Origin of the sequence: Streptomyces sp. NPDC029041 (assembly GCF_040637515.1) — a bacterium.
GTDB lineage: Bacteria > Actinomycetota > Actinomycetes > Streptomycetales > Streptomycetaceae > Streptomyces.
In genome coordinates, this window is the sequence record NZ_JBEZWO010000005.1 from 49,059 (window position 1) to 68,075 (window position 19,017).

Genomic DNA, 19,017 nt, shown 5'->3' on the forward strand with positions numbered 1-19,017 from the left:
GGCGGTCAGGGCCAGGGGGACCCCGACCGCCACGGCGGTGCGGCTTCTGCGGTGACGGGCCTTGCTGCGCGGCTCACTCATGCGGCGATCCGTTCCGTGTGGGGGAATGACCGCTGAGCAGTCGCCGCACCGCGCGGAAAGGTTGCCGGTACGAGGGCCTTACTGGATGCAGGACTTGGGGTCGAGCTTCTCCTCGATCTTGTCCTCACGGCCGTCGGGCTGGCCGCTGGGCAGGAGCTTGTCGGAGATGCCGTCGATGTAGTACCCGTGCGAGTAGATGGTCTGGTAGCCCCGGTCACGCCAGCTGTGCACGGTCCGGTCCCCGTCGCCCTTGTTCCACTGGTAGTCCTCGACGTAGAAGACGGGGTTGACGCGCACCACGCGCTGGTACGGCGTCCAGGTCACGGCGACCTGCCGGCACGGCGGGACGGTCTTCTCGCTGCGGGTCTCGAACCTGGACTCCTTCTCCCAGCCCCACTCGTACCCGGCGCTGCCGCCCACGGTCCCGCTGAAGATGCTCTTGGCGAGGGAGAGGCTGATGGAGCCGCCGACGCTCTTCTTCGCGAACGTCTTGGTGCTGTAGCTGCTGACGAAGGTCTCCTTGTCGTCGGCGGAGCCCTGGTTGCCGATCCACCGGGACGTGCGGACGGTGTCGCCCTTGATGGACCAGGTGGAGGCCTCGGCGTACCCGCACCAGCCGCGGAACAGCTCCCAGGGTCCCGCGGGCGCCCACAGCCCGATGACGTCCCGCAGGTACTCGTCCCGGGTCTTGAACTCACCGGTGTCGACGTTGAGGGCGCCGTACACGCCCGTCAGACTCGTCTCCTGACTGCAGAGCCGCTCGATCATCAGGTCGGTGTCCCCGGGGTCCACACCCCGGATGTCGGTCGCCCCGGCGGGTCCGGCGGCGGCGGTGCCCGCACCGGTGAGCAGTCCGGTGACGGCGAGGGCGGTGGAGGCGGCAACTATGCCGCACTTCCTGAGAGTTGATGTGCGGATGAGACGCATGTGGGGGGCTCACTCCTGCTTGTCGTTCTGTGACGGTGATGAAGATGTCAGAACAGCGGCAGGAGTGTGCGCTACTGACGGGTATGACAGGACATCGACAGCTGGGCGGGCGAGATGTCCCTCAGACAGGGGCAGGAGGGTCCTCCGGGGGCGGCACCGACGCCCCCGGCAGTCGTACCGTCACCGTCGTGCCGCCGGTCTCCGCCGGGGTGAGGGACACCTCGCCGCCCGCCTGCTGCACCGTGCGGGCCACGATCGACAGGCCCAGGCCGGAGCCCGGGAGGGCCCGGGCGCTCGGGGAGCGCCAGAAGCGGTCGAAGACGTGGGGGAGTTCGTCGGCGGGGATGCCCGGGCCGTGGTCGCGGACCGTGAGGGTGCCCGAGGCCAGGCGTACCTCGATCGTGCCGCCCTGCGGGCTGAACTTCACGGCGTTGTCCAGGATGTTGACCATCGCCCGTTCCAGGGCGGAGGGTTCCGCGCGGACGAACCAGGGCTCGATGTCCGCCGTGATCGTCAGTTCCGGACCCCGCAGCCGGGCCCGTCGCAGTGCCGACTCGACCGTGTCCTGCCAGGCGACGATCTGGGTCCGGCCCCCGTGCTGGCCCGTGTCGGGGCGGGACAGTTCCTGGAGGTCGCCGATGAGCGCGGCCAGCTCCGTCATCTGCGCCTTCACCGACGCGAGCAGCGCCTTGCGGTCCGCCTCGGGGATGGGGCGGCCCGTCTCCTCGCTGCGGGTGAGGAGTTCGATGTTGGTACGGAGGGAGGTGAGGGGGGTGCGGAGTTCATGGCCGGCGTCCGCGATCAGCTGCTGCTGGAGTTCCTGGGAGCTGGCCAGCGCCGACGTCATCGAGTTGAAGGACCGGGACAGGCGGGCGATCTCGTCCTCGCTGTCGTCCTCCACGGGGATGCGGATGTGCAGGTCCTCCGTACGGGCCACGTGCTCGACCGCCTCGGTCAGCTTGTCGACGGGGCGCAGCCCGGCCCGGGCGACGGCCAGACCGGCGGCTCCGGCGCCGAGGACTCCGACGCCGGAGACCAGGAGGAGGATCAGGGCCAGCTCGTTGAGGGTGGACTGGGTGCCCTTGAGCGGCAGTGCGATGACGAGGGAGTAGTCGGCGGCGACGCCCCGCGTCACGGGCCCGTCCTTGATGACGACCGCCGTCGTCAGGACGCGCAGCTTGTTGCCGTGTTCGTCCGTGCCGTCGCGGATGTGGCCCTGGTTCGGGTCGGGGTTCTTGGCCACGGCCTTGTCGTCGCCGGTGACGCGCACCTGGGTCGTGGAGCTCGGGAAGAGGCACAGCGTGCCGTCGACGCGGACCAGCTGCCCGTAGGTCTTGGGCCGCGACCCCATGCCCAGCGAGTCGGAAGGGCTCTGGAGGCACTCGTCGGTGAGCGCCTGGAACTCGTCCGAACGCAGCGGCGCGACCGACGACTTCAGGTCGTTGTCGATCTCGTCGTACAGCTTCCCCTGCACGATGAACCAGCATGTCACCGACACCGCCGCCACCGCGAACGCCACCGCCGCCGCCACCAGCAGGGCCAGCCGGGACCGGATCGGCAGGGAGCGGAACCGCCGCAGGACCGTCCGGGAACTCACTCCGCGCCGCCCTGCCGCAGCACGTAGCCGACGCCCCGCACCGTGTGGACGAGGCGCGCCTCCCCGCCCGCCTCGGTCTTGCGGCGCAGGTACATCACGTACACGTCGAGGGAGTTCGACGACGGCTCGAAGTCGAAGCCCCAGACGGCCTTGAGGATTTGCTCCCGGGTGAGGACCTGGCGCGGGTGCGCCATGAACATCTCCAGGAGCGTGAACTCCGTGCGGGTCAGCTCCACGTGGCGCTCGCCCCGCGTGACCTCCCGTGTCGAGAGGTCCATGCGCAGGTCGGCGAAGGTGAGCGCGTCCTCGTCGGCCGGGCCCGCCGCCCCCACGGCCGCCGCGTAGGAGCTGCGGCGCAGGAGGGCGCGGATCCGGGCGAAGAGTTCGTCCAGTTCGAAGGGCTTGACCAGGTAGTCGTCGGCGCCCGCGTCGAGGCCGGTGACGCGGTCGCCGACCGTGTCGCGGGCGGTGAGCATGAGGATCGGCGTGGTGTCGCCGGTGGCGCGGATGCGGCGGGCCGCCGTCAGGCCGTCCATGCGTGGCATCTGGATGTCGAGGACCAGCAGGTCCGGCCGGTAGGCCGCCGCCTTGTCCAGGGCGTCCGCGCCGTCGACGGCGACCTCGGTCCCGTATCCCTCGAACGCGAGGCTGCGCTGGAGTGCTTCGCGTACGGCCGGCTCGTCGTCGACGATCAGGATGCGCTGCGGGTCACGGTCGCCGTCTGCGGGGCTCATGGCTCGGGGTCCTCGGGGGTGAAGGGGGACGGGGGTGCTGCTCCTCTGACGCTCTCAGCGTCGCACGCCGGCGGGCGGGGGCGGGGGGCGAGTGCCGGACCGTGGTGGGCGGTTGCGCGGGAGCGTCTGCCGGTCCCCGGGGGCCGACGACGGTGACGGGCGGGCGCCGCCCCGGTGGCGGGCTGCGGCGGGACGTGCCTCAGCCTCGTCCCGCCCGGCGTCGCGCCCTCGCGGACCGGCCCGTCCTGCGCGTCGTCGTGGCCGCCGGTGCCACCTCCGCCGCCCGGCCCGTCGGCGGGTGCAGGGCGTACGCCACCGCCAGGGCCGGCCCGATCGCCGCCGGGTCGTCGCCCGGCTCCGTGTGCACCACCTGCTGGATCATCGCCGTACTCCTCACTGTCGAGCTGTCGAACTGTCGATGGCCGGGACTCAGTCGGTCGAACCCGCCCGCAGCTTCGCGAGGTCGGCCTTGACGGTGTCGATCGGGATGGCGAAGCCGAGGCCGACACTGCCCGCGTCGGAGGACGAGGAGGCCTGCCCGGCCGGCGAGTACATCGCGGAGTTGATCCCGATGATGTTGCCGTTCATGTCGATCAGCGCACCGCCGGAGTTGCCCGGGTTGAGGGACGCGTCGGTCTGGAGCGCCTTGTACGTCGTGGTGTCGTTGCCGGTGTCGCCGTTGAACTGGCGTCCGCCGAACTCGAACGGCCACTGGTCGCCCTGCCCCTGGCCCCACTGCTGCTGGCCCTGGTCCTGGCCCTCCTCGGTCGGGACGGTGACGTCACGGTCGAGGGCCGAGATGATGCCGCTGGTGACGGTGCCGGACAGCCCTTCGGGGGAGCCGATCGCCACGACCTGGTCGCCGACCTGGAGCCCGGCCGAGTCGCCGAGCGTGGCCGCCTTCAGGCCGGAGGCGTTCTCCAGCTTGATCAGCGCCAGGTCCTTCTTGCTGTCGGTGCCGACGACCTTCGCGGTGTACGACTTGCCGTCGCTGGTGGTCGCCTTGATCTGCGAGGCCCCGGCGACGACGTGGTTGTTGGTGACGATCTCGCCGCCGCTGGTGATGATCACGCCGGAGCCGGTGGAGGACCCGGCGTTGGACTCGGCGCTGATCTCGACGATGCTCGGGCTGACCGCCTTCGCGACCCCGGCGACCGTGCCCTTCTGGCTGGAGGGGACGACGTTGGTGCTGGTGGAGCTGGAGGCGACGGTGTCGTTGCCGGTCAGTTCCTGGATGCCGTAGGCGGTGCCGCCGCCTATCGCCGCCGCGACGATCGCCACGGCGGCGATCAGGGCCAGGGGCCCGCGGGTGCGCTTCTTCGGATGCGGAGCATGTGCCGGGGCGTACGCCGGCGGGGGCGGCCACTCGGGGTTCACCGGGGCCTGCTGCTGACCCTCGTAAGGGTTCTCGTGTTCGCCACTGCGGTGGAAGCTCTCGGTCATGGAACAGAGCTTGTCGCCCGACCATGAGAGCTTCCTGAGTGCTCCCTGAGAAGCCCGACAGAACCTCGTATGCCCGATATAAAGGCGGCCGCCGCCCCGGAACGAAGAGGCCCGCGGCTTTGGAGCCGGGGGCCTACGGGCAGCCGCAGGACTGCCGGGTGACCAGGCGTGAGGGGAACACCTTCAGCCGTTCGCGCCGGGTTCCCGCGACCCGCAGCCCGTCGTCGAGGACGAGATCCACCGCCGCCCGGGCCATCGCCGGACGGTCGGAGGCGACCGTCGTCAGGGGCGGGTCGGCGAGGGCCGCCTCCTTGATGTCGTCGAAGCCGGCCACCGCCAGCTCGCCGGGGACGTCGATGCGCAGCTCGCGCGCGGCGCGCAGCAGGCCGATCGCCTGGTCGTCGGTGGAGCAGAAGATCGCCGGCGGGCGCTCGGGGCCCGAAAGGATCTTCAGGGCGGCCTGGTAGGCGTCGTAGCGGTTGTAGAGCGCCTCGAAGAGGCGGCCCTCCGTGGAGATCCCGGCGTCCTCCATCGCGCGGCGCCAGCCCTCGACGTGGTCGGAGACCGGGTCGCCGACCGCGGGGGTCTCGGCTATGCCTCCCATACAGGCGACGTACTCGTAGCCGTGCTCCAGCAGGTGCCGGACGGCGAGTTCGGCGCCGCCCAGGTCGTCCGTGGTGACGGCGACGTCGTCGATGGCCTCGGGCCGTTCGTGCAGCAGCACGACGCGGGCGTCCCAGGCCTCGATCTCGGCGGCGGCCAGGTCGTTGAGCGCGTGGCTGACGAGGATCAGGCCGGAGACCCGCATGCCGAGGAAGGCGCGCAGGTAGTGGACCTCGCGCTCGGCCACGTAGTCCGTGTTGCCGACCAGGACCATCTTCCCGCGCTCGGAGGCGGCCTGCTCGACCGCGTGCGCCATCTCCCCGAAGAAGGGCTGGCGGGCGTCCGGGATGATCAGGCCTATGAGGTCCGTGCGCCGGGAGGCCATCGCCTGGGCGACCCGGTCGGGCCGGTACCCCAGCTCCTTGATCGCGGCGAGGACACGCTCGCGCGTGGCCGGGGCGACCGGCCGGGGTCCGTTGTTGATGACGTAGCTGACGACGGCAGTGGAAGTCCCTGCCAGCCGCGCCACATCATCCCGAGTCACCTTGGCCACGCGCGGAGTCTACGCGGATATACCTGCCGCGGGCAGGGCGTAAAGGAGGTTCCGTACGATATCCCGACCGCCGTCCGGGGCACCCTGTGCGGATAGCGATGCCCAGGTCGGGGCCGCATGACGCCTCTCAGGCCTTGGCGCGGGCGTCGGCGGCGTCCAGGGCGGCCGACTCGTCCGCCTTGTCCGTCTTTGCCTCGGCCGCCTTGGCCTTCGCCTCCTCGGCGGGGCGCTCCATCTTCTCCGGCTTCTCCGGCGTAACGAATCGATAACCGACGTTCCGGACGGTGCCGATCAACGACTCGTGCTCCGGTCCGAGCTTGGCGCGCAGCCGCCGTACGTGCACGTCGACCGTGCGCGTACCGCCGAAGTAGTCGTAGCCCCAGACCTCCTGGAGCAGCTGGGCGCGGGTGAAGACCCGGCCGGGGTGCTGCGCGAGGTACTTCAGGAGCTCGAACTCCTTGAAGGTGAGGTCGAGGACGCGGCCCTTGAGCTTCGCCGAGTACGTCGCCTCGTCCACCGACAGGTCGCCGTTGCGGATCTCCATGGGGGAGTCGTCGCTGACGATCTGCTGCCGGCCCATGGCCAGCCGCAGCCGCGCCTCGACCTCGGCCGGGCCGGCGGTGTCGAGCAGGACGTCGTCGATGCCCCAGTCCGCGGTGACGGCGGCGAGGCCGCCCTCGGTGACGACCAGGACGAGCGGACAGCCCGGTCCGGTGGAGCGCAGCAACTGGCACAGGCTGCGGACCTGCGGCAGGTCGCGGCGGCCGTCGACGAGGATGACGTCGGCGCCGGGGGTGTCGACGAGGGCCGGCCCCTCCGCGGGCGCCACACGCACGTTGTGCAGGAGCAGGCCGAGGGCGGGGAGCACCTCCGTCGACGGCTGGAGGGCATTGGTCAGGAGCAGCAGAGAACTCATACGTCTGGTTCCTCCTCGGTCCCTGCGAGGACGTTTGTTGGCACAGCACCGCTCTGCGATCCCGAAGGCCCCGTACACCTGCGGTTTCCCGCGTCGTATACAACGCTTCCGAAAGCACAAAAGGACCCGGGGGCTACGGTGCCCGAGTCCTCTGCCCAGCAGAATAGCCCACATGAGCTCTGGTCCGGCAGGTCATGTGGCGCGTTCCACCGATCGTCCGCATTCCGAGACGAACGGGGGGAAGCGTGTGCGGATGTCGTCGCGGGCGTTTCTGCGGACGTCCGACGGTGTCGCGATCGACGCCGTGTACGAGCCGGGGGCGGCGGCGCACGACACCTCCGGGACGCCTTCCGGTCATCCGGTGTTCGTCGTCGCCCACGGCTTCACCGGCGCGGTGGACCGCCCGCACGTGCGGCGGATCGCGGAGGCGTTCGCCCGGTACGGGGGCGTGGTCACCTTCTCCTTCCGCGGGCACGGGATGTCCGGCGGCCACTCCACGGTCGGCGACCGGGAGGTGCTGGACCTGGCCGCGGCGGTGGCCTGGGCGCGCGGTCACGGGCACGCGCGGGTGGTGACCGTCGGCTTCTCCATGGGCGGCTCGGTGGTGCTCCGCCACGCGGCGCTGCACCCGCGGCAGACCGACGCGGTGGTGTCGGTCAGCTCACCGGCCCGCTGGTACTACCGGGGCACCGCGCCCATGCGGCGGCTGCACTGGCTGGTGACCCGGCCCGAGGGGCGGGTCGTGGGCCGGTACGGGTTCCGTACCCGCATCCACCACCGGGACTGGAACCCGGTGCCCCTCTCGCCGGTGGAGGCGGTGCCGAGGATCGCCCCGACCCCGCTGCTGATCGTGCATGGCGACGCCGACGGCTACTTCCCCGTCGACCATCCGCGGATGCTGGCCGCGGCCGCCGGTGACCAGGGCGAACTGTGGCTGGAGCCGGGCATGGGGCACGCCGAGCACGCGGCGGCCGACGAGTTGCTGGTCCGGATCGGGGAGTGGGGCGTCGCCCGGGCGGGCTAGCCTGACGGGGTTCACCGTCCGAATTCATTGAGGAAGCAGATGCCAAAGGTCACGGTGCGCTACTGGGCCGCCGCCAAGGCCGCGGCCGGGGTGGCCGAGGAGCCGTACGAGGCGGCCACGCTCGCCGAGGCGCTCGACGGGGTGCGCGAGCGGCACCCCGGCGAACTCGAGCGCGTCCTGCGCCGGTGCTCGTTCCTCGTGGACGGTGATCCCGTGGGCACCCGCGGCCATGAGACGGTACGGCTGGCCGACGGCGGCACGGTCGAGGTGCTCCCGCCGTTCGCAGGAGGGTGACGATGACCGACCAGCCGAACCAGCCCCAGCAGCCGTACGACGGCTACGACCCCTACGGGCAGCAGCAGCCGCGGGCGTGGCCCGGGCAGGGCTACCAGGGGTACGACCCGCACGCCGCTCAGCAGTACACGCAGCAGTGGCAGGGGCAGACCTGGGAGACGCAGAACCACCAGGCGGTGTCCGCGCAGGCGCCGGACCCGGAGACGGCGATCCTGACGCCCCAGTCGCCCCCGCCGCGCCAGGACCCCCCGGCCCAGGGACCGGCGGACCCGGCCGGCGCCGCCGACGCCTCGGGCTACGGCCCCGCCACCGTCGGCGGGAACACGCGCGTCACGGACGCCCAGCGGGCCCGGGCGGAGGGACGCTCCCCGATCATCGAGCCCGGAATGCAGCCGGCCGCGCTGACGGCGCTGCTCGGGCTGTTGCTGGCCGGCGCTGCGGCGGTCGGGACGTACGCGCTGCTCGTGCCGCTGGTGATCCTCCAGGCCGTCATCGCGGCGGGCTGGTTCCGGCTGAACGGGATGTGGCCCGCCCGGCAGGGCATCGCCCTGGGCTTCGCGGGCGCGCTGGCCGGCGACGCCGCCCTGCTGGTCTCGGACGGCTCCCCGGCGGCGATCCTCGGCACGCTCGGGGTGTGGGTACTGCTGGCGCTGGTCCTGCAGCTGCGCTCGCACGCCGACCCGGAGGAGCGGATGTACGGCCTGATGGCGACGGTCGCGGCCTCGGCGCTGGCGATCGTGGCCGGCGGGTACCTCGCGGCCGCCGCCGACGCGGTGACCGTGGGCGCGGTGGCCGTGGCGGTGGCCGTCCCGGCCCGTGCCCTGCCGCTGCCGACTCCGGCCTCGGTCGTGGTGTCCCTGCTCGCCGCGGCGGGCGCGGGCGTCGCGGCCGGGTCGGTCACGGGCGTCGGCACCTCCGGTGCCCTGCTCGGCGCGGGCGCCGCCGTCTGCGCCCTGATCGGGCACCGGGTCGCGAGCTACGACTACCCGTCCCGGTTCGTCCACTTCACGGCGGGCGTGGCCCTGCCCCTGGCGGCGGCGGCCCCGGCGGTCTACGTCCTGGGCCGGGCGCTGGCGTAGCGCGGAGGCCCGGACACCGGGCCTCCGGCCCGTCACAGATGATCAACAATGCTCCGGTCCCCCTTCCGCTCGGCGTTACCCTCGCGCAAGGGACGGCCACCGGGTCGTCGAAACACCGGACCGGTGGGGGACACACCGCATGCGCGCACTGCGAATACTGCTGATCTTCGTCGTGATCCTGGGCGGCCTCTTCGTGATCGCCGATCGCGTCGCGGTCAACTTCGCCGAGGACGAGGCCGCCGACCGGCTGAGGACCACGGAGAACCTGTCGGCGACCCCGGACGTGTCGATCAAGGGCTTCCCCTTCCTCACCCAGGTCGCCGGCGGCTCCCTGGACGACGTCGAGGTCGGCATCAAGGACTACGAGGCCGCCACGGGCAACGAGGGCCGGAAGATCCGTATCGACGACCTCCGGGCCGACATGAAGGGCGTCGAGTTCTCCGGCGACTACAGCTCCGCCACCGCCACCAGCGCCACCGGCACCGCGACCATCGCCTACGACGAGCTGCTGAAGACGGCGAAGTCCGAGCCCACGCAGGTCGCCCCGGGCGTCACCGCCAACGTCGTCGGCCTCTCCGACGGCGGCAACGGCAAGATCAAGGTGACCGTCGAGGCCACGGTGCTGGGCAGCAAACTCCCGAAGCCGGTCTCCGTGCTCAGCTCGGTGAAGGTGGAGGACGGCACCGTCCGCGTGCACGCCGACGGCCTGCCCAGCTTCGGCGGTGTCGACATCGCCGAGAACCGCGTGCGGGCGATCACCGACTTCCAGCAGAAGATCGACGGGCTGCCCGGCGGCATCAAGGTGGACACCGTCCAGGCCGCCCCGGACGGCGTCGAGATCACGGTGAAGGGTTCCGACGTCCGGCTGGCCGGGTAGAGAGGGCGCAGGGCGGCGGACCAGGGGTGTCCGGTGGGCGAGACGGCGGTGTCCGCGGCTCAGATGTGACGGCCGGCGCATCGGGTCGCGACCCGGCCCGGAGGCCTCGCGCCCCGTCTTGATCCCACATCGCGGACCATCACGTCTCAGCATGCGACACACCGGTGACATGCCCGCCCGACCGTCCCTACGATCGAGGCTATGAAGCGACAGGCGGACCTCACGAAGCGGCGGGCAGTAGACCTGTGCCGCGTCGCCGCCATGCTCTGTCGCACCTTCTGAGCGATCGCGTCGGCAGTCGCGCCGGCGCGCGCATCCCCGCAGCCCCGCATCACGGGCACCCGTGCGCCGCCCTGCCTCAAGGGCGCGCCCTGCAGACCTCGCACGCCCCGCCGTAACTGCCCCGGAGGAGAAGAAGCATGAGCCGCAACGACGTCCTGGTTGACGCCGACTGGCTCCAGGAGCACCTGGACGACCCGACCATCGCCATCGTCGAGGTGGACGAGGACACGTCCGCCTACGAGAAGAACCACATCCGCAACGCCATCCGGATCGACTGGACGCAGGACCTGCAGGACCCGGTCCGCCGTGACTTCGTCGACCAGGAGGGCTTCGAGAAGCTCCTGTCCGACAAGGGCATCGGCAACGACCACACCGTGGTCCTCTACGGCGGCAACAACAACTGGTTCGCCTCGTACGCCTACTGGTACTTCAAGCTGTACGGCCACGACAGCGTCAAGCTCCTCGACGGCGGCCGCAAGAAGTGGGAGCTCGACGCCCGCGAGCTCGTCGCCGGCGACGAGGTGCCGGAGCGTCCGAAGACGGACTACAAGGCCAAGGCCCAGGACACCTCCATCCGTGCCTTCCGCGACGACGTCGTGGCCGCCATCGGTTCGCAGAACCTCGTCGACGTGCGTTCGCCCGACGAGTTCTCCGGCAAGCTGCTCGCCCCGGCCCACCTGCCGCAGGAGCAGTCGCAGCGCCCCGGCCACGTGCCGAGCGCCCGCAACATCCCGTGGTCCAAGAACGCCAACGACGACGGCACCTTCAAGTCGGACGAGGAGCTCAAGGAGCTCTACGCCGAGGAGCAGGTCGACCTGGCCAAGGACACCATCGCCTACTGCCGCATCGGTGAGCGCTCCGCGCTGACCTGGTTCGTGCTGCACGAGCTCCTCGGTGTGGAGAACGTCAAGAACTACGACGGCTCCTGGACCGAGTACGGCTCCCTCGTGGGCGTGCCGATCGAGCTCGGCGCCAACAAGTAACCAACCCCCACCGAACTTTCCCAACTTCAGGAGTACGACATGTGCGGTGCGAAGGCCGGCGGCCCCGACGCCTCGACGATCAAGCCCGGTGAGACCACCATCCAGGGTCAGGTGACCAAGGACGGCGAGCCCGTGGTGGGCTACGTCCGTCTGCTGGACTCGACCGGCGAGTTCACGGCCGAGGTGCCGACCTCGGCGACCGGACAGTTCCGCTTCTACGCGGCCGAGGGCACCTGGACCGTCCGTGCCCTCGTGCCCGGCGCCACCGCCGACCGCACGGTCGTCGCCCAGCAGGGCGGCCTGGCGGAGGTCGCGATCGCCGTCTGACGGCGAGAGTGCCAGAGGGGCCGCACCCCCCGGGTTGGACGCCTGGGGTGCGGCCCTTCGGCGTGCCCGGACCTACGCTGGAGACATGTACGCACGCCGGCGTCACACATACTTCGCGATGATGGGCCTGTGCATCGGCCTCTTCGTGCTGGCCTGGGGTGTCGTGCGGCTGTGGTCCGTCCCCGTCGCCGTCGGGATGTGCGTGGTCGCCATGGTCATCCCGCCCGTGGCGGCCATGGTGGCGAACCGGCGGGGCCCGGAGGACCGGTGGTGGGACGACCCCTCCGGGGATCCGCAGTCCGACGAATGGTGGGACGAGCTGGACGGCAGGAAGCGCCGGTCCTGAACCGGCCGGGGGGAGGGCCATGCGCTTGGCGGCGGCGACGCTGGACGCACCGGACGCTCGCGAACTGGCGGACTTCTATCTGCGGCTGCTGCCCGGCTGGGCCGTACGGCCGGGCGAGGACGGCCCGGACTGGGTGCACATCCGGCCGCCCGGGGGTGGCACGGGGCTGTCCTTCCAGACCGAACCCGGGTACGTGCCGCCCGTCTGGCCGAGCGGCCCCGGCCGGCAGCAGATGATGATGCACCTCGACCTCGAGGTCGAGGACCTGGAACGGGCGACCGCGCGTGCCGTCGCCGAGGGCGCGCGGCTCGCGGAGTTCCAGCCGCAGGAAGACGTCCGGGTGCTCCTGGACCCGGCGGGCCACCCGTTCTGCCTCTACACGGAAGCGCCTCAGTAGACGAGCGCCTGCGTCCCGTCCGCCATCGCCTCCTGGACGAAGACCTGCGCACCCGCGATCCGCACGCCCTTGATGACGTCCTGCTCGGTGATGTCGCGGCGGGCCGCGCACTGCGTGCACAGGGTGACCCGGCCGCCCGCGAGGAGGGAGTCCAGCAGGTCGGGCAGGGGAGCCGCGTGGGGCAGCTCGAACTCGGCGGCCCGGCCGGGCAGGGCGAACCAGGCGGACTCGCCGGTCAGCCACAGGGAGACGTCGACGCCGCTGGCGACGGCCACCGCCGCCACCGTGAACGCCTGAGAGCACCGCTCGGGTGCGTCGGCCCCCGCCGTCACCTTGATCACCAGCTTCTTCGCCATGGCCGAATCGTAATCAACTCCCGTGCAACCGTGGCCATCGACCGAGGGTCTCCTGTGCGCGCGCATACGGAATGCGCGACTCGCGTTCTGTGTGTGTGGGGGGACGTCTTGGAAGCAGAGGAAGAAGTGGCCGCCGCGCCCCGGCCCGGGCCGCGTCGGCGGCGGCGTACGGCGGTGCTGATCGGTGGCGCCGCCGTGCTGGGGCTGATCGCCGGCGGTTGCGCCGGTTACCTCGTACAGGTGCACCGCGCGCCCACGAAGCTGCCCTCGCTCGCGCAGCCGGTGGTGGGGCAGGCGAAGGGCGAGGGGCCCGAGCCGCTGTCGGCCGCACAGGACCGGCGGGTGAAGACCGACGGCGACCTGCGCGAGCTGCTGCTGGAGAAGCCGCGCGGGGCGCGGGACGCCACCCGCCTGATGGGTAAGGACGGCTGGCTGGACCTGGCGGCTTACACCGGCCTCTACGAGAAGCCGGGCGAGATGTTCGGCGAGATCGTCGGCGACGAGTTCCGGCGCGCGGCCGTCACCGGCTGGCTGGTCGGCCGCACCCAGGAGGTGGAGATCCGCCTGGTGCAGTTCCGGCAGGAGGAGACGCTCGCCGCCGCCGGGAACGTGAAGAACACCCAGTACTGGGTCGAGGACGAGGGAGGCACCGACAGCTGGGCGATCCCCGGTTCCGGGAACGGGCGTGCCTACGTCCATACGCGACCCGAGACCAGACCCGGTTACCTGCCCATGTACACCGCAGAGGCACACGCCTGGCGCGGCGACATCGGCCTGGAGATGTGGATCGTGGACACCGAGCCGATCTCCAAGGCGAAGATCATGGACCTGGCCGAGCGGCAGATGGAGCGGCTGTGAGTGACAACCATGTCGAGCCGGTCGAGCCGGTCGAGCCGGTCGAGCCGGTCGAGGCGGGGACCGTGTCCCAGCCCGTCCCCCGGGTCGCCGAGAAGCCCGCACGCCGCGCCCGGGCCGCCGCTGCCGCCGCCTCCGCGCTGCTGGCGGTCGCCGTCGTCGGCGGCGTGGGGTACACCGTCGTGGCCGTGAACGGCGCCGACCGGGACGCGGGCGCGCCGGTCTGGGCCTCCCCCGAGGCCAGGAGCGAGCCGAAGACGGAGAAGAAGGCCGCCCCCACGGGGCTCGCCGGCATGCTCGTGCCGTACGGGACCGACGGCTGGGGGCCGGGCCCCGATCTCGGCGAGTACGGCCCGGACGCCGCGCTGAGCGGGCAGGAGGCCACGGCCCTGCGCAAGGAGGCGCTGAGCGGCCTGCCGCGCACTCAGCGCAAGCGACTGGAGAAGGCCGTCGACCAGCAGCGCATCAGCGGCATCGCCATGCGCAGCTACCTCAGCACGACCCAGCTCTCCGACGGCTTCACCGACGACGCCGTCGCCCTGCGCGTCCAGCTCTTCCGGATGGAGAACCGCGACGCCGTCCGGGAGGCCTCGCGGATGAGCAGCGCGTTCCTCGACTCCTTGGAAAACTTCCGTACGGGCCCGAGGATCAAGGGCCACAAGGACGCCTCCTGCTTCCTGCCGCCGAAGGACGACGACGAGGAGCTGGAGACGATGCTCTGCTTCGCGCACGTCGGGAACGTCCTGGTCACCGCTCTCGCGGACGGTGCGAAGCCACTCGACACCAAGGGGGCCGCGGCGCTGTTCCGCGAGCAGCTCGACCGCATCACCGAGCCGGGGAAGGCGATATGACCGAGGAGCAGCAGACCGCCGTACGGCCCGCGGAGCAGGTCGTGCCGGAGGCACCCCCGGCGCCTGTGCACCGGGACGACAGGGACCGCAAGGACCGCGGAGCCCTGCGGGCCGTCCTGCGCTGGACGACCGCCGTGGCCGTCTTCGCGGTGGTCGGCGCGGGCACGGCGTACGGCCTCACGAGGCTGGAGCGGACCGACCTACCCGGGCTCTCGACGGAGTCGGACGGGCGCTGGGAGTACCCGGCGCTCACCAGGCCGCCGCTGCCCTCCGGCAGCCCGGGCCCCTTCGCCGAGGCCAACAGGGCCGGCACGCACCACGCCGACCTGCGGGCGCTGCTTCTGCCCGCTCCCGCCGGCGCCCGGGACGACGGGACACTGCGGGGCGCGGACGGCTGGCTGGCGCGGAAGGACTTCCTGGCGGAATACGCCGCGAAGGACGACCGCGCGGAACTCGGGCGGCACCTCACCGATCACGGGCTGCGGCACATCGCCGCTCGCGGCTGGAGCATGCCGGACGGTACGCGTACGCGGATCTATCTGCTCCAGTTCGACACCGCGGCGGTCGTGGACGCGCTGCTGGGGCCTTATTTCGCCCCCTTCAGCGCGCCGAAGTTCCCGCTGCGCGGCGCCGCGACCTCGGCCAACGACCGGACGTTCCCCCAGGAGGCCCTGGTGGAGGACGTGCAGCGCGTGGTCTACGACGAGTCCAGGCCGCACGGCGGCGAGCACGTCCGCCACGCCTACCTCGCCGCCGGCGACACCCTCGCGCTGGTCGTGCAGTCCCGGAAGGGCGGCGCGCGGGCCGTGCCCTTCCAGCAGACGGTGACGCTGCAGAGCCGGCTGCTCGGCTGAGGTCGCACGGCCGTACCTCGTCAAGAGGCCCGGATCCCGGCCGCGTAAGCTGGGCTCGGCCCTGTGCAACCGTTCGCACCCCCGCTCAAGGAGCACCCCGTGGAGATCTTCTTCGAAATCCTGTTGGTCCTGGTCGCCGTCGGCGTCCTCGCCTTCGCCGGACTGACCGTGAAGAAGCTGTACCAGGGCCAGCGCTGACCCACGTCTAGGAAGTTCCCATGATCGAGATCCCGTCCGACCTCCACAAGGACCTCGTCCCGCTCGCCTTCCTGCTCGGCAACTGGGCGGGCGCCGGCGTGCACGACTTCCCCGGCTCCGAGAAGTGCAACTTCGGGCAGGAGGTCACCTTCGCCCACGACGGCCGGGACTTCCTGGAGTACCAGTCCCACAGCTGGGTGCTGGACAAGGACGGCAACAAGATCCGTCCCCTGGAGTCCGAGCACGGCTACTGGCGGATCGACGCCGACCGCAAGGTCGAGGTGACGATGACCCGCGACGACGGCGTCATCGAGATCTGGTACGGCGAGTTGGCCGACAAGAAGCCGCAGATCGACCTCGTGACGGACGCGGTGGCCCGCACGGCCGCCTCCCAGCCCTACACCGGTGGCAAGCGGCTGTACGGCTACGTCAAGAGCGACCTGATGTGGGTCGGCGAGAAGCAGACCCCCGAGGTCGAGCTGCGCCCGTACATGTCCGCCCACCTGAAGAAGGTCGTCACCCCGGAGGAGGTCGAGCGCTGGGCCAAGGCCCTGCCCGACGACATGCCGGACGACGGCATCGCCTTCTTCAAGTAGGCCCGGGCCTTCCTCGACCGGTCCCGCGCAAGTGGTCCTAGACTCTTGGGTGTGGTGAGCACCGACTGGAAGAGTGATCTGCGGCAGCGCGGCTACCGGCTGACCCCGCAGCGGCAACTCGTGCTCGAAGCCGTGGACACCCTTGAGCACGCGACCCCCGACGACATCCTCGTGGAAGTGAGGAAGACGGCGTCGGGGGTCAACATTTCGACGGTGTACCGGACGCTGGAGCTTCTGGAGGAGCTCGGGCTGGTCAGTCACGCGCACCTGGGGCACGGGGCGCCGACGTACCACCTCGCGGACCGGCACCACCACATCCACCTGGTCTGCCGGGACTGCCAGAACGTGATCGAGGCGGACGTCTCGGTGGCCGCCGAGTTCACCGACAAGCTGCGGCAGACGTTCGGCTTCGACACCGACATGAAGCACTTCGCGATCTTCGGCCGGTGCGAGGACTGCACGCTCAAGGCTTCAACTACCGAGTCGTAGGCTTACGGATATGAAGAGCCCCCTGCTGACCCTGCCCGGCGCCGTCCCCGCGGAGGGCGTGGACGAAGGCGTCGCCGCCCATTACGGCGACCTGTTCCGTGAGCAGCGCGCCCTCGCCGACGGCACCGGATTCGTGGACCTCTCGCACCGGGGGGTCGTCACCGTCACCGGCGAGGACCGGCTGGCCTGGCTGCACCTGCTGCTCACCCAGCACGTCAGCGACCTGCCGGTGGGCCGGGCGACCGAGGCGCTGATCCTCTCCGCGAACGGCCACATCGAGCACGCGCTGTACCTCGTCGACGACGGCGCGACGGTCTGGGCCCATGCGGAGCCGGGCACCCAGGAGGCGCTGATCGCCTACCTGGAGTCGATGAAGTTCTTCTACAAGGTCGAGGTCGCCGACCGCACGGACGAGATCGCCGTGGTGCACCTCCCGGCCGGCTCCATCGCCGAGGTGCCGGACGGCGTCGTCGTACGGGAGACGCCGCACGGCCGGGACCTGTTCCTGCCGCGCGCCGATCTGGAGGCGTTCGCCGGGCAGGCCGGGCCGCCCGCCGGGATCCTCGCCTACGAGGCGCTGCGCGTGGAGCAGCACCGGCCCCGGCTCGGTTTCGAGACCGACCACCGCACCATCCCGCACGAGCTGGGCTGGATCGGCTCGGCGGTGCACCTGCAGAAGGGCTGCTACCGGGGCCAGGAGACGGTCGCCCGGGTCCAGAACCTGGGCAAGCCGCCGCGCCGCCTGGTCTTCCTGCACCTCGACGGCAGCGAGGTCCACCTGCCCGCGGCCGGGACGGAGCTGCGGCTCGCGGACGAGGGCCCCGACGGCCGCAAGATCGGCTTCATCACGACGTCCGCCCGCCACCACGAGCTCGGCCCGGTCGCCCTCGCCCTGGTGAAGCGGAACGTGGCGCCGGACGCCCCGCTGGTGGCCGGGGACACCGCCGCGGCCCAGGAAGTCGTCGTCGAGCCGTAGGACTTGTAGATCTTTCGGGTCAGATTTCGATCTGCACGGTGAACGGGCCGTCGTTCGTCAGTGATACACGCATCGCCGCTCCGAAACGGCCCGTGGCCACCGTCGCGCCCAGGGAGCGCAACCGGGCGACGACCTCGTCGACCAGCGGTTCGGCCACGTCCCCGGGGGCGGCGGCGTTCCAGGTGGGGCGGCGGCCCTTGCGGGCGTCGCCGTAGAGGGTGAACTGGCTGATCACCAGGAGCGGTGCGTCGACGTCGCTGCAGGACTTCTCGTCGTGCAGCATCCGGATCGACCAGAGCTTGCGGGCCAGCTGGGCCGCCTTCTCCTTGGTGTCCTCGTGGGTGACGCCGACGAGGACGCACAGCCCCTCGCCCTCGATCGCCCCCACCGTCTCGCCGTCCACGACGACGCTCGCGCCGTCCACCCTCTGCACCACTGCTCGCATACGTCCATCATGCAGGGCGGTGACATTCGCGCCTCGGCCGGTCGGCGCATGGCCCGAAAGGGTGGTTTGCGCGGGCGCCAACAGCCCCTGCACGGACGTATTTTGCTGCTATACCGCCCATCTGGGGTCTATCGGGGGCACTCGTTCCCATAGCGGCCACTTGGGGTGGCACGATGCTTGAACACACCGGTCGAGGGGACGGTTGAGGCACATGAGCACATCAATCACCGGACAGCAGCAGGCGGCTTTCCGGTCGTACACGGGGATCGGCGCGTCGGAGTACCACCGGCCGCCCACACAGCGCACGGACAGCCCGAGGCTGCCCTCGGACACCTCCGGGCCGGAGCTGCCCGCGCTGAGCCTGCCCGAACTGCGCACCCTGCGCCGCGAGGCCCAGCGGGACGAGGCCGACCTGAGCTATCTGCGGCGGCTGCTCCAGGGACGCATCGACATCCTGCGCGCCGAGGTGACCCGGCGTGCCCCGGCGGACGCCGCCTCCGTCGCCGTGGCCGAGGAGACCTCGGTGGTGGAGCGGCTGGCGGAGATCCTGCGGGACGCCCCGGCCCGGCACCGCTCCTCGGCCCGCCACGTCACCCTGGGCACACCGCAGGGCGAGGAGTACCGGCGGCTGGCCGCGGAGATGCTCGCCGAGGTCGAGCTGTCCGACCTGGACGCGCGCACGGACCTGGAGCTCAACACGGCGATGGGCCGGCTCGAGCGGCACGAGCAGCAGGTCTCCCGGCGCCGCCGGCGGCTCCAGCGCACGGCCGACGAGTGCGGCGCGGAGATCGCGCGCCGCTACCGCGAGGGGGAGGCGCAGGTCGAGGACCTGCTGGTCTGAGCCGCTCCGGGCCGGGCGCCGAAAGACCGCGGCGCTCGGAGGACGGCCGCGCGGCCGTCCCACGCCTTACCGCCGGGCGGGCGGGGTCCGCTG

At 71.5% G+C, this 19,017-nt stretch carries 25 protein-coding genes; 16 read left to right on the forward strand and 9 right to left on the reverse strand.

The genetic code is table 11. The features are described 5' to 3' along the window. Positions 1-159: 159 nt before the first annotated feature. The 7 genes from AB0F04_RS13510 to AB0F04_RS13540 all read right to left on the reverse strand — a co-directional run bounded on the left by AB0F04_RS13510 (position 160) and on the right by AB0F04_RS13540 (position 6,854). The gene (locus AB0F04_RS13510; protein ID WP_362040931.1) at positions 160-1,008 is read right to left on the reverse strand and encodes a hypothetical protein; all 849 of its coding nucleotides are present in this window, start codon (positions 1,006-1,008) and stop codon (positions 160-162) included. 121 nt (positions 1,009-1,129) lie between these two features. Next, positions 1,130-2,605, reverse strand: a complete 1,476-nt coding sequence (locus AB0F04_RS13515) for a HAMP domain-containing sensor histidine kinase (protein ID WP_362040933.1) — start codon at positions 2,603-2,605, stop codon at positions 1,130-1,132. After that, entirely contained in the window at positions 2,602-3,339 is a 738-nt protein-coding gene (locus tag AB0F04_RS13520) for a response regulator transcription factor (protein ID WP_362040935.1), read from the reverse strand. The genes AB0F04_RS13515 and AB0F04_RS13520 overlap by 4 nt, the downstream gene beginning before the upstream one ends. A gap of 199 nt (positions 3,340-3,538) precedes the next feature. Beyond that, positions 3,539-3,721 (reverse strand): hypothetical protein, encoded by a 183-nt coding sequence (locus tag AB0F04_RS13525; RefSeq protein WP_362040936.1) that lies wholly within the window; start codon positions 3,719-3,721, stop codon positions 3,539-3,541. 47 nt (positions 3,722-3,768) lie between these two features. Then, complete coding sequence (locus tag AB0F04_RS13530; RefSeq protein ID WP_362040938.1) at positions 3,769-4,782, reverse strand: trypsin-like peptidase domain-containing protein; 1,014 nt, start codon at positions 4,780-4,782, stop codon at positions 3,769-3,771. A 133-nt stretch (positions 4,783-4,915) separates the two neighbouring features. Next, positions 4,916-5,938, reverse strand: a complete 1,023-nt coding sequence (locus tag AB0F04_RS13535; protein WP_362040940.1) for a LacI family DNA-binding transcriptional regulator — start codon at positions 5,936-5,938, stop codon at positions 4,916-4,918. Between the two features lie 127 nt (positions 5,939-6,065). Further along, positions 6,066-6,854, reverse strand: a complete 789-nt coding sequence (locus tag AB0F04_RS13540) for a response regulator transcription factor (protein ID WP_362040943.1) — start codon at positions 6,852-6,854, stop codon at positions 6,066-6,068. A 172-nt stretch (positions 6,855-7,026) separates the two neighbouring features. Here AB0F04_RS13540 and AB0F04_RS13545 point away from each other — a divergent pair, with 172 nt between their 5' ends. The 9 genes from AB0F04_RS13545 to AB0F04_RS13585 all read left to right on the forward strand — a co-directional run bounded on the left by AB0F04_RS13545 (position 7,027) and on the right by AB0F04_RS13585 (position 12,463). After that, positions 7,027-7,878: an alpha/beta fold hydrolase gene (locus tag AB0F04_RS13545; protein WP_362040945.1), complete on the forward strand. Its 852-nt coding sequence runs from the start codon at positions 7,027-7,029 to the stop codon at positions 7,876-7,878. Between the two features lie 39 nt (positions 7,879-7,917). Further along, positions 7,918-8,172 carry a MoaD/ThiS family protein gene (locus AB0F04_RS13550; RefSeq protein ID WP_010036212.1) on the forward strand — a complete coding sequence of 85 codons (255 nt, stop codon included), beginning with the start codon at positions 7,918-7,920 and terminating at the stop codon, positions 8,170-8,172. Between the two features lie 2 nt (positions 8,173-8,174). Next, positions 8,175-9,251: a hypothetical protein gene (locus AB0F04_RS13555; protein WP_362040946.1), complete on the forward strand. Its 1,077-nt coding sequence runs from the start codon at positions 8,175-8,177 to the stop codon at positions 9,249-9,251. Positions 9,252-9,390: 139 nt separating this feature from the next. Next, on the forward strand, positions 9,391-10,128 hold the full coding sequence (locus AB0F04_RS13560) for a DUF2993 domain-containing protein (protein WP_362040948.1): 738 nt from the start codon (positions 9,391-9,393) through the stop codon (positions 10,126-10,128). 201 nt (positions 10,129-10,329) lie between these two features. Continuing rightward, the gene (locus tag AB0F04_RS13565) at positions 10,330-10,410 is read left to right on the forward strand and encodes a putative leader peptide (RefSeq protein ID WP_350310325.1); all 81 of its coding nucleotides are present in this window, start codon (positions 10,330-10,332) and stop codon (positions 10,408-10,410) included. Positions 10,411-10,547: 137 nt separating this feature from the next. Further along, complete coding sequence (locus AB0F04_RS13570) at positions 10,548-11,393, forward strand: sulfurtransferase (protein ID WP_053670898.1); 846 nt, start codon at positions 10,548-10,550, stop codon at positions 11,391-11,393. Positions 11,394-11,432: 39 nt separating this feature from the next. Then, positions 11,433-11,720, forward strand: coding sequence for a DUF1416 domain-containing protein (locus tag AB0F04_RS13575; protein ID WP_003991226.1), 288 nt, complete (start codon positions 11,433-11,435; stop codon positions 11,718-11,720). Between the two features lie 85 nt (positions 11,721-11,805). Then, a complete protein-coding gene (locus tag AB0F04_RS13580) occupies positions 11,806-12,066 on the forward strand; it encodes a DUF3099 domain-containing protein (protein WP_362040949.1) in 261 nt (86 codons plus the stop codon). 19 nt (positions 12,067-12,085) lie between these two features. Next, positions 12,086-12,463 (forward strand): VOC family protein, encoded by a 378-nt coding sequence (locus AB0F04_RS13585; RefSeq protein WP_362040951.1) that lies wholly within the window; start codon positions 12,086-12,088, stop codon positions 12,461-12,463. Here the strand turns inward: AB0F04_RS13585 and AB0F04_RS13590 are convergent. Then, a complete protein-coding gene (locus tag AB0F04_RS13590) occupies positions 12,457-12,819 on the reverse strand; it encodes a DsrE family protein (RefSeq protein WP_344466453.1) in 363 nt (120 codons plus the stop codon). The genes AB0F04_RS13585 and AB0F04_RS13590 overlap by 7 nt on opposite strands. Before the next feature lie 108 nt (positions 12,820-12,927). On the opposite strand from AB0F04_RS13590, the gene AB0F04_RS13595 reads away from it, so the two are divergent. The 6 genes from AB0F04_RS13595 to AB0F04_RS13620 all read left to right on the forward strand — a co-directional run bounded on the left by AB0F04_RS13595 (position 12,928) and on the right by AB0F04_RS13620 (position 17,638). Then, positions 12,928-13,677, forward strand: a complete 750-nt coding sequence (locus tag AB0F04_RS13595; RefSeq protein ID WP_362040952.1) for a hypothetical protein — start codon at positions 12,928-12,930, stop codon at positions 13,675-13,677. Next, the gene (locus AB0F04_RS13600) at positions 13,674-14,525 is read left to right on the forward strand and encodes a hypothetical protein (RefSeq protein ID WP_362040954.1); all 852 of its coding nucleotides are present in this window, start codon (positions 13,674-13,676) and stop codon (positions 14,523-14,525) included. Before AB0F04_RS13595 ends, AB0F04_RS13600 begins: the two co-directional genes overlap by 4 nt. After that, positions 14,522-15,379 (forward strand): hypothetical protein, encoded by an 858-nt coding sequence (locus tag AB0F04_RS13605; protein WP_362040957.1) that lies wholly within the window; start codon positions 14,522-14,524, stop codon positions 15,377-15,379. The genes AB0F04_RS13600 and AB0F04_RS13605 overlap by 4 nt, the downstream gene beginning before the upstream one ends. A gap of 218 nt (positions 15,380-15,597) precedes the next feature. Beyond that, positions 15,598-16,173: an FABP family protein gene (locus AB0F04_RS13610; RefSeq protein ID WP_362040959.1), complete on the forward strand. Its 576-nt coding sequence runs from the start codon at positions 15,598-15,600 to the stop codon at positions 16,171-16,173. Positions 16,174-16,224: 51 nt separating this feature from the next. After that, positions 16,225-16,662 (forward strand): transcriptional repressor, encoded by a 438-nt coding sequence (locus tag AB0F04_RS13615; protein WP_097217438.1) that lies wholly within the window; start codon positions 16,225-16,227, stop codon positions 16,660-16,662. Between the two features lie 10 nt (positions 16,663-16,672). Further along, positions 16,673-17,638: a folate-binding protein gene (locus AB0F04_RS13620; protein WP_362040960.1), complete on the forward strand. Its 966-nt coding sequence runs from the start codon at positions 16,673-16,675 to the stop codon at positions 17,636-17,638. A 19-nt stretch (positions 17,639-17,657) separates the two neighbouring features. On the opposite strand, the gene dtd is transcribed toward AB0F04_RS13620, so the two are convergent. Next, positions 17,658-18,083: a D-aminoacyl-tRNA deacylase gene (gene dtd / locus AB0F04_RS13625; protein ID WP_358962532.1), complete on the reverse strand. Its 426-nt coding sequence runs from the start codon at positions 18,081-18,083 to the stop codon at positions 17,658-17,660. Between the two features lie 211 nt (positions 18,084-18,294). On the opposite strand from dtd, the gene AB0F04_RS13630 reads away from it, so the two are divergent. Next, positions 18,295-18,924: an aerial mycelium formation protein gene (locus tag AB0F04_RS13630; RefSeq protein WP_362040962.1), complete on the forward strand. Its 630-nt coding sequence runs from the start codon at positions 18,295-18,297 to the stop codon at positions 18,922-18,924. The last annotated feature ends 93 nt before the right edge of the window (positions 18,925-19,017 follow it).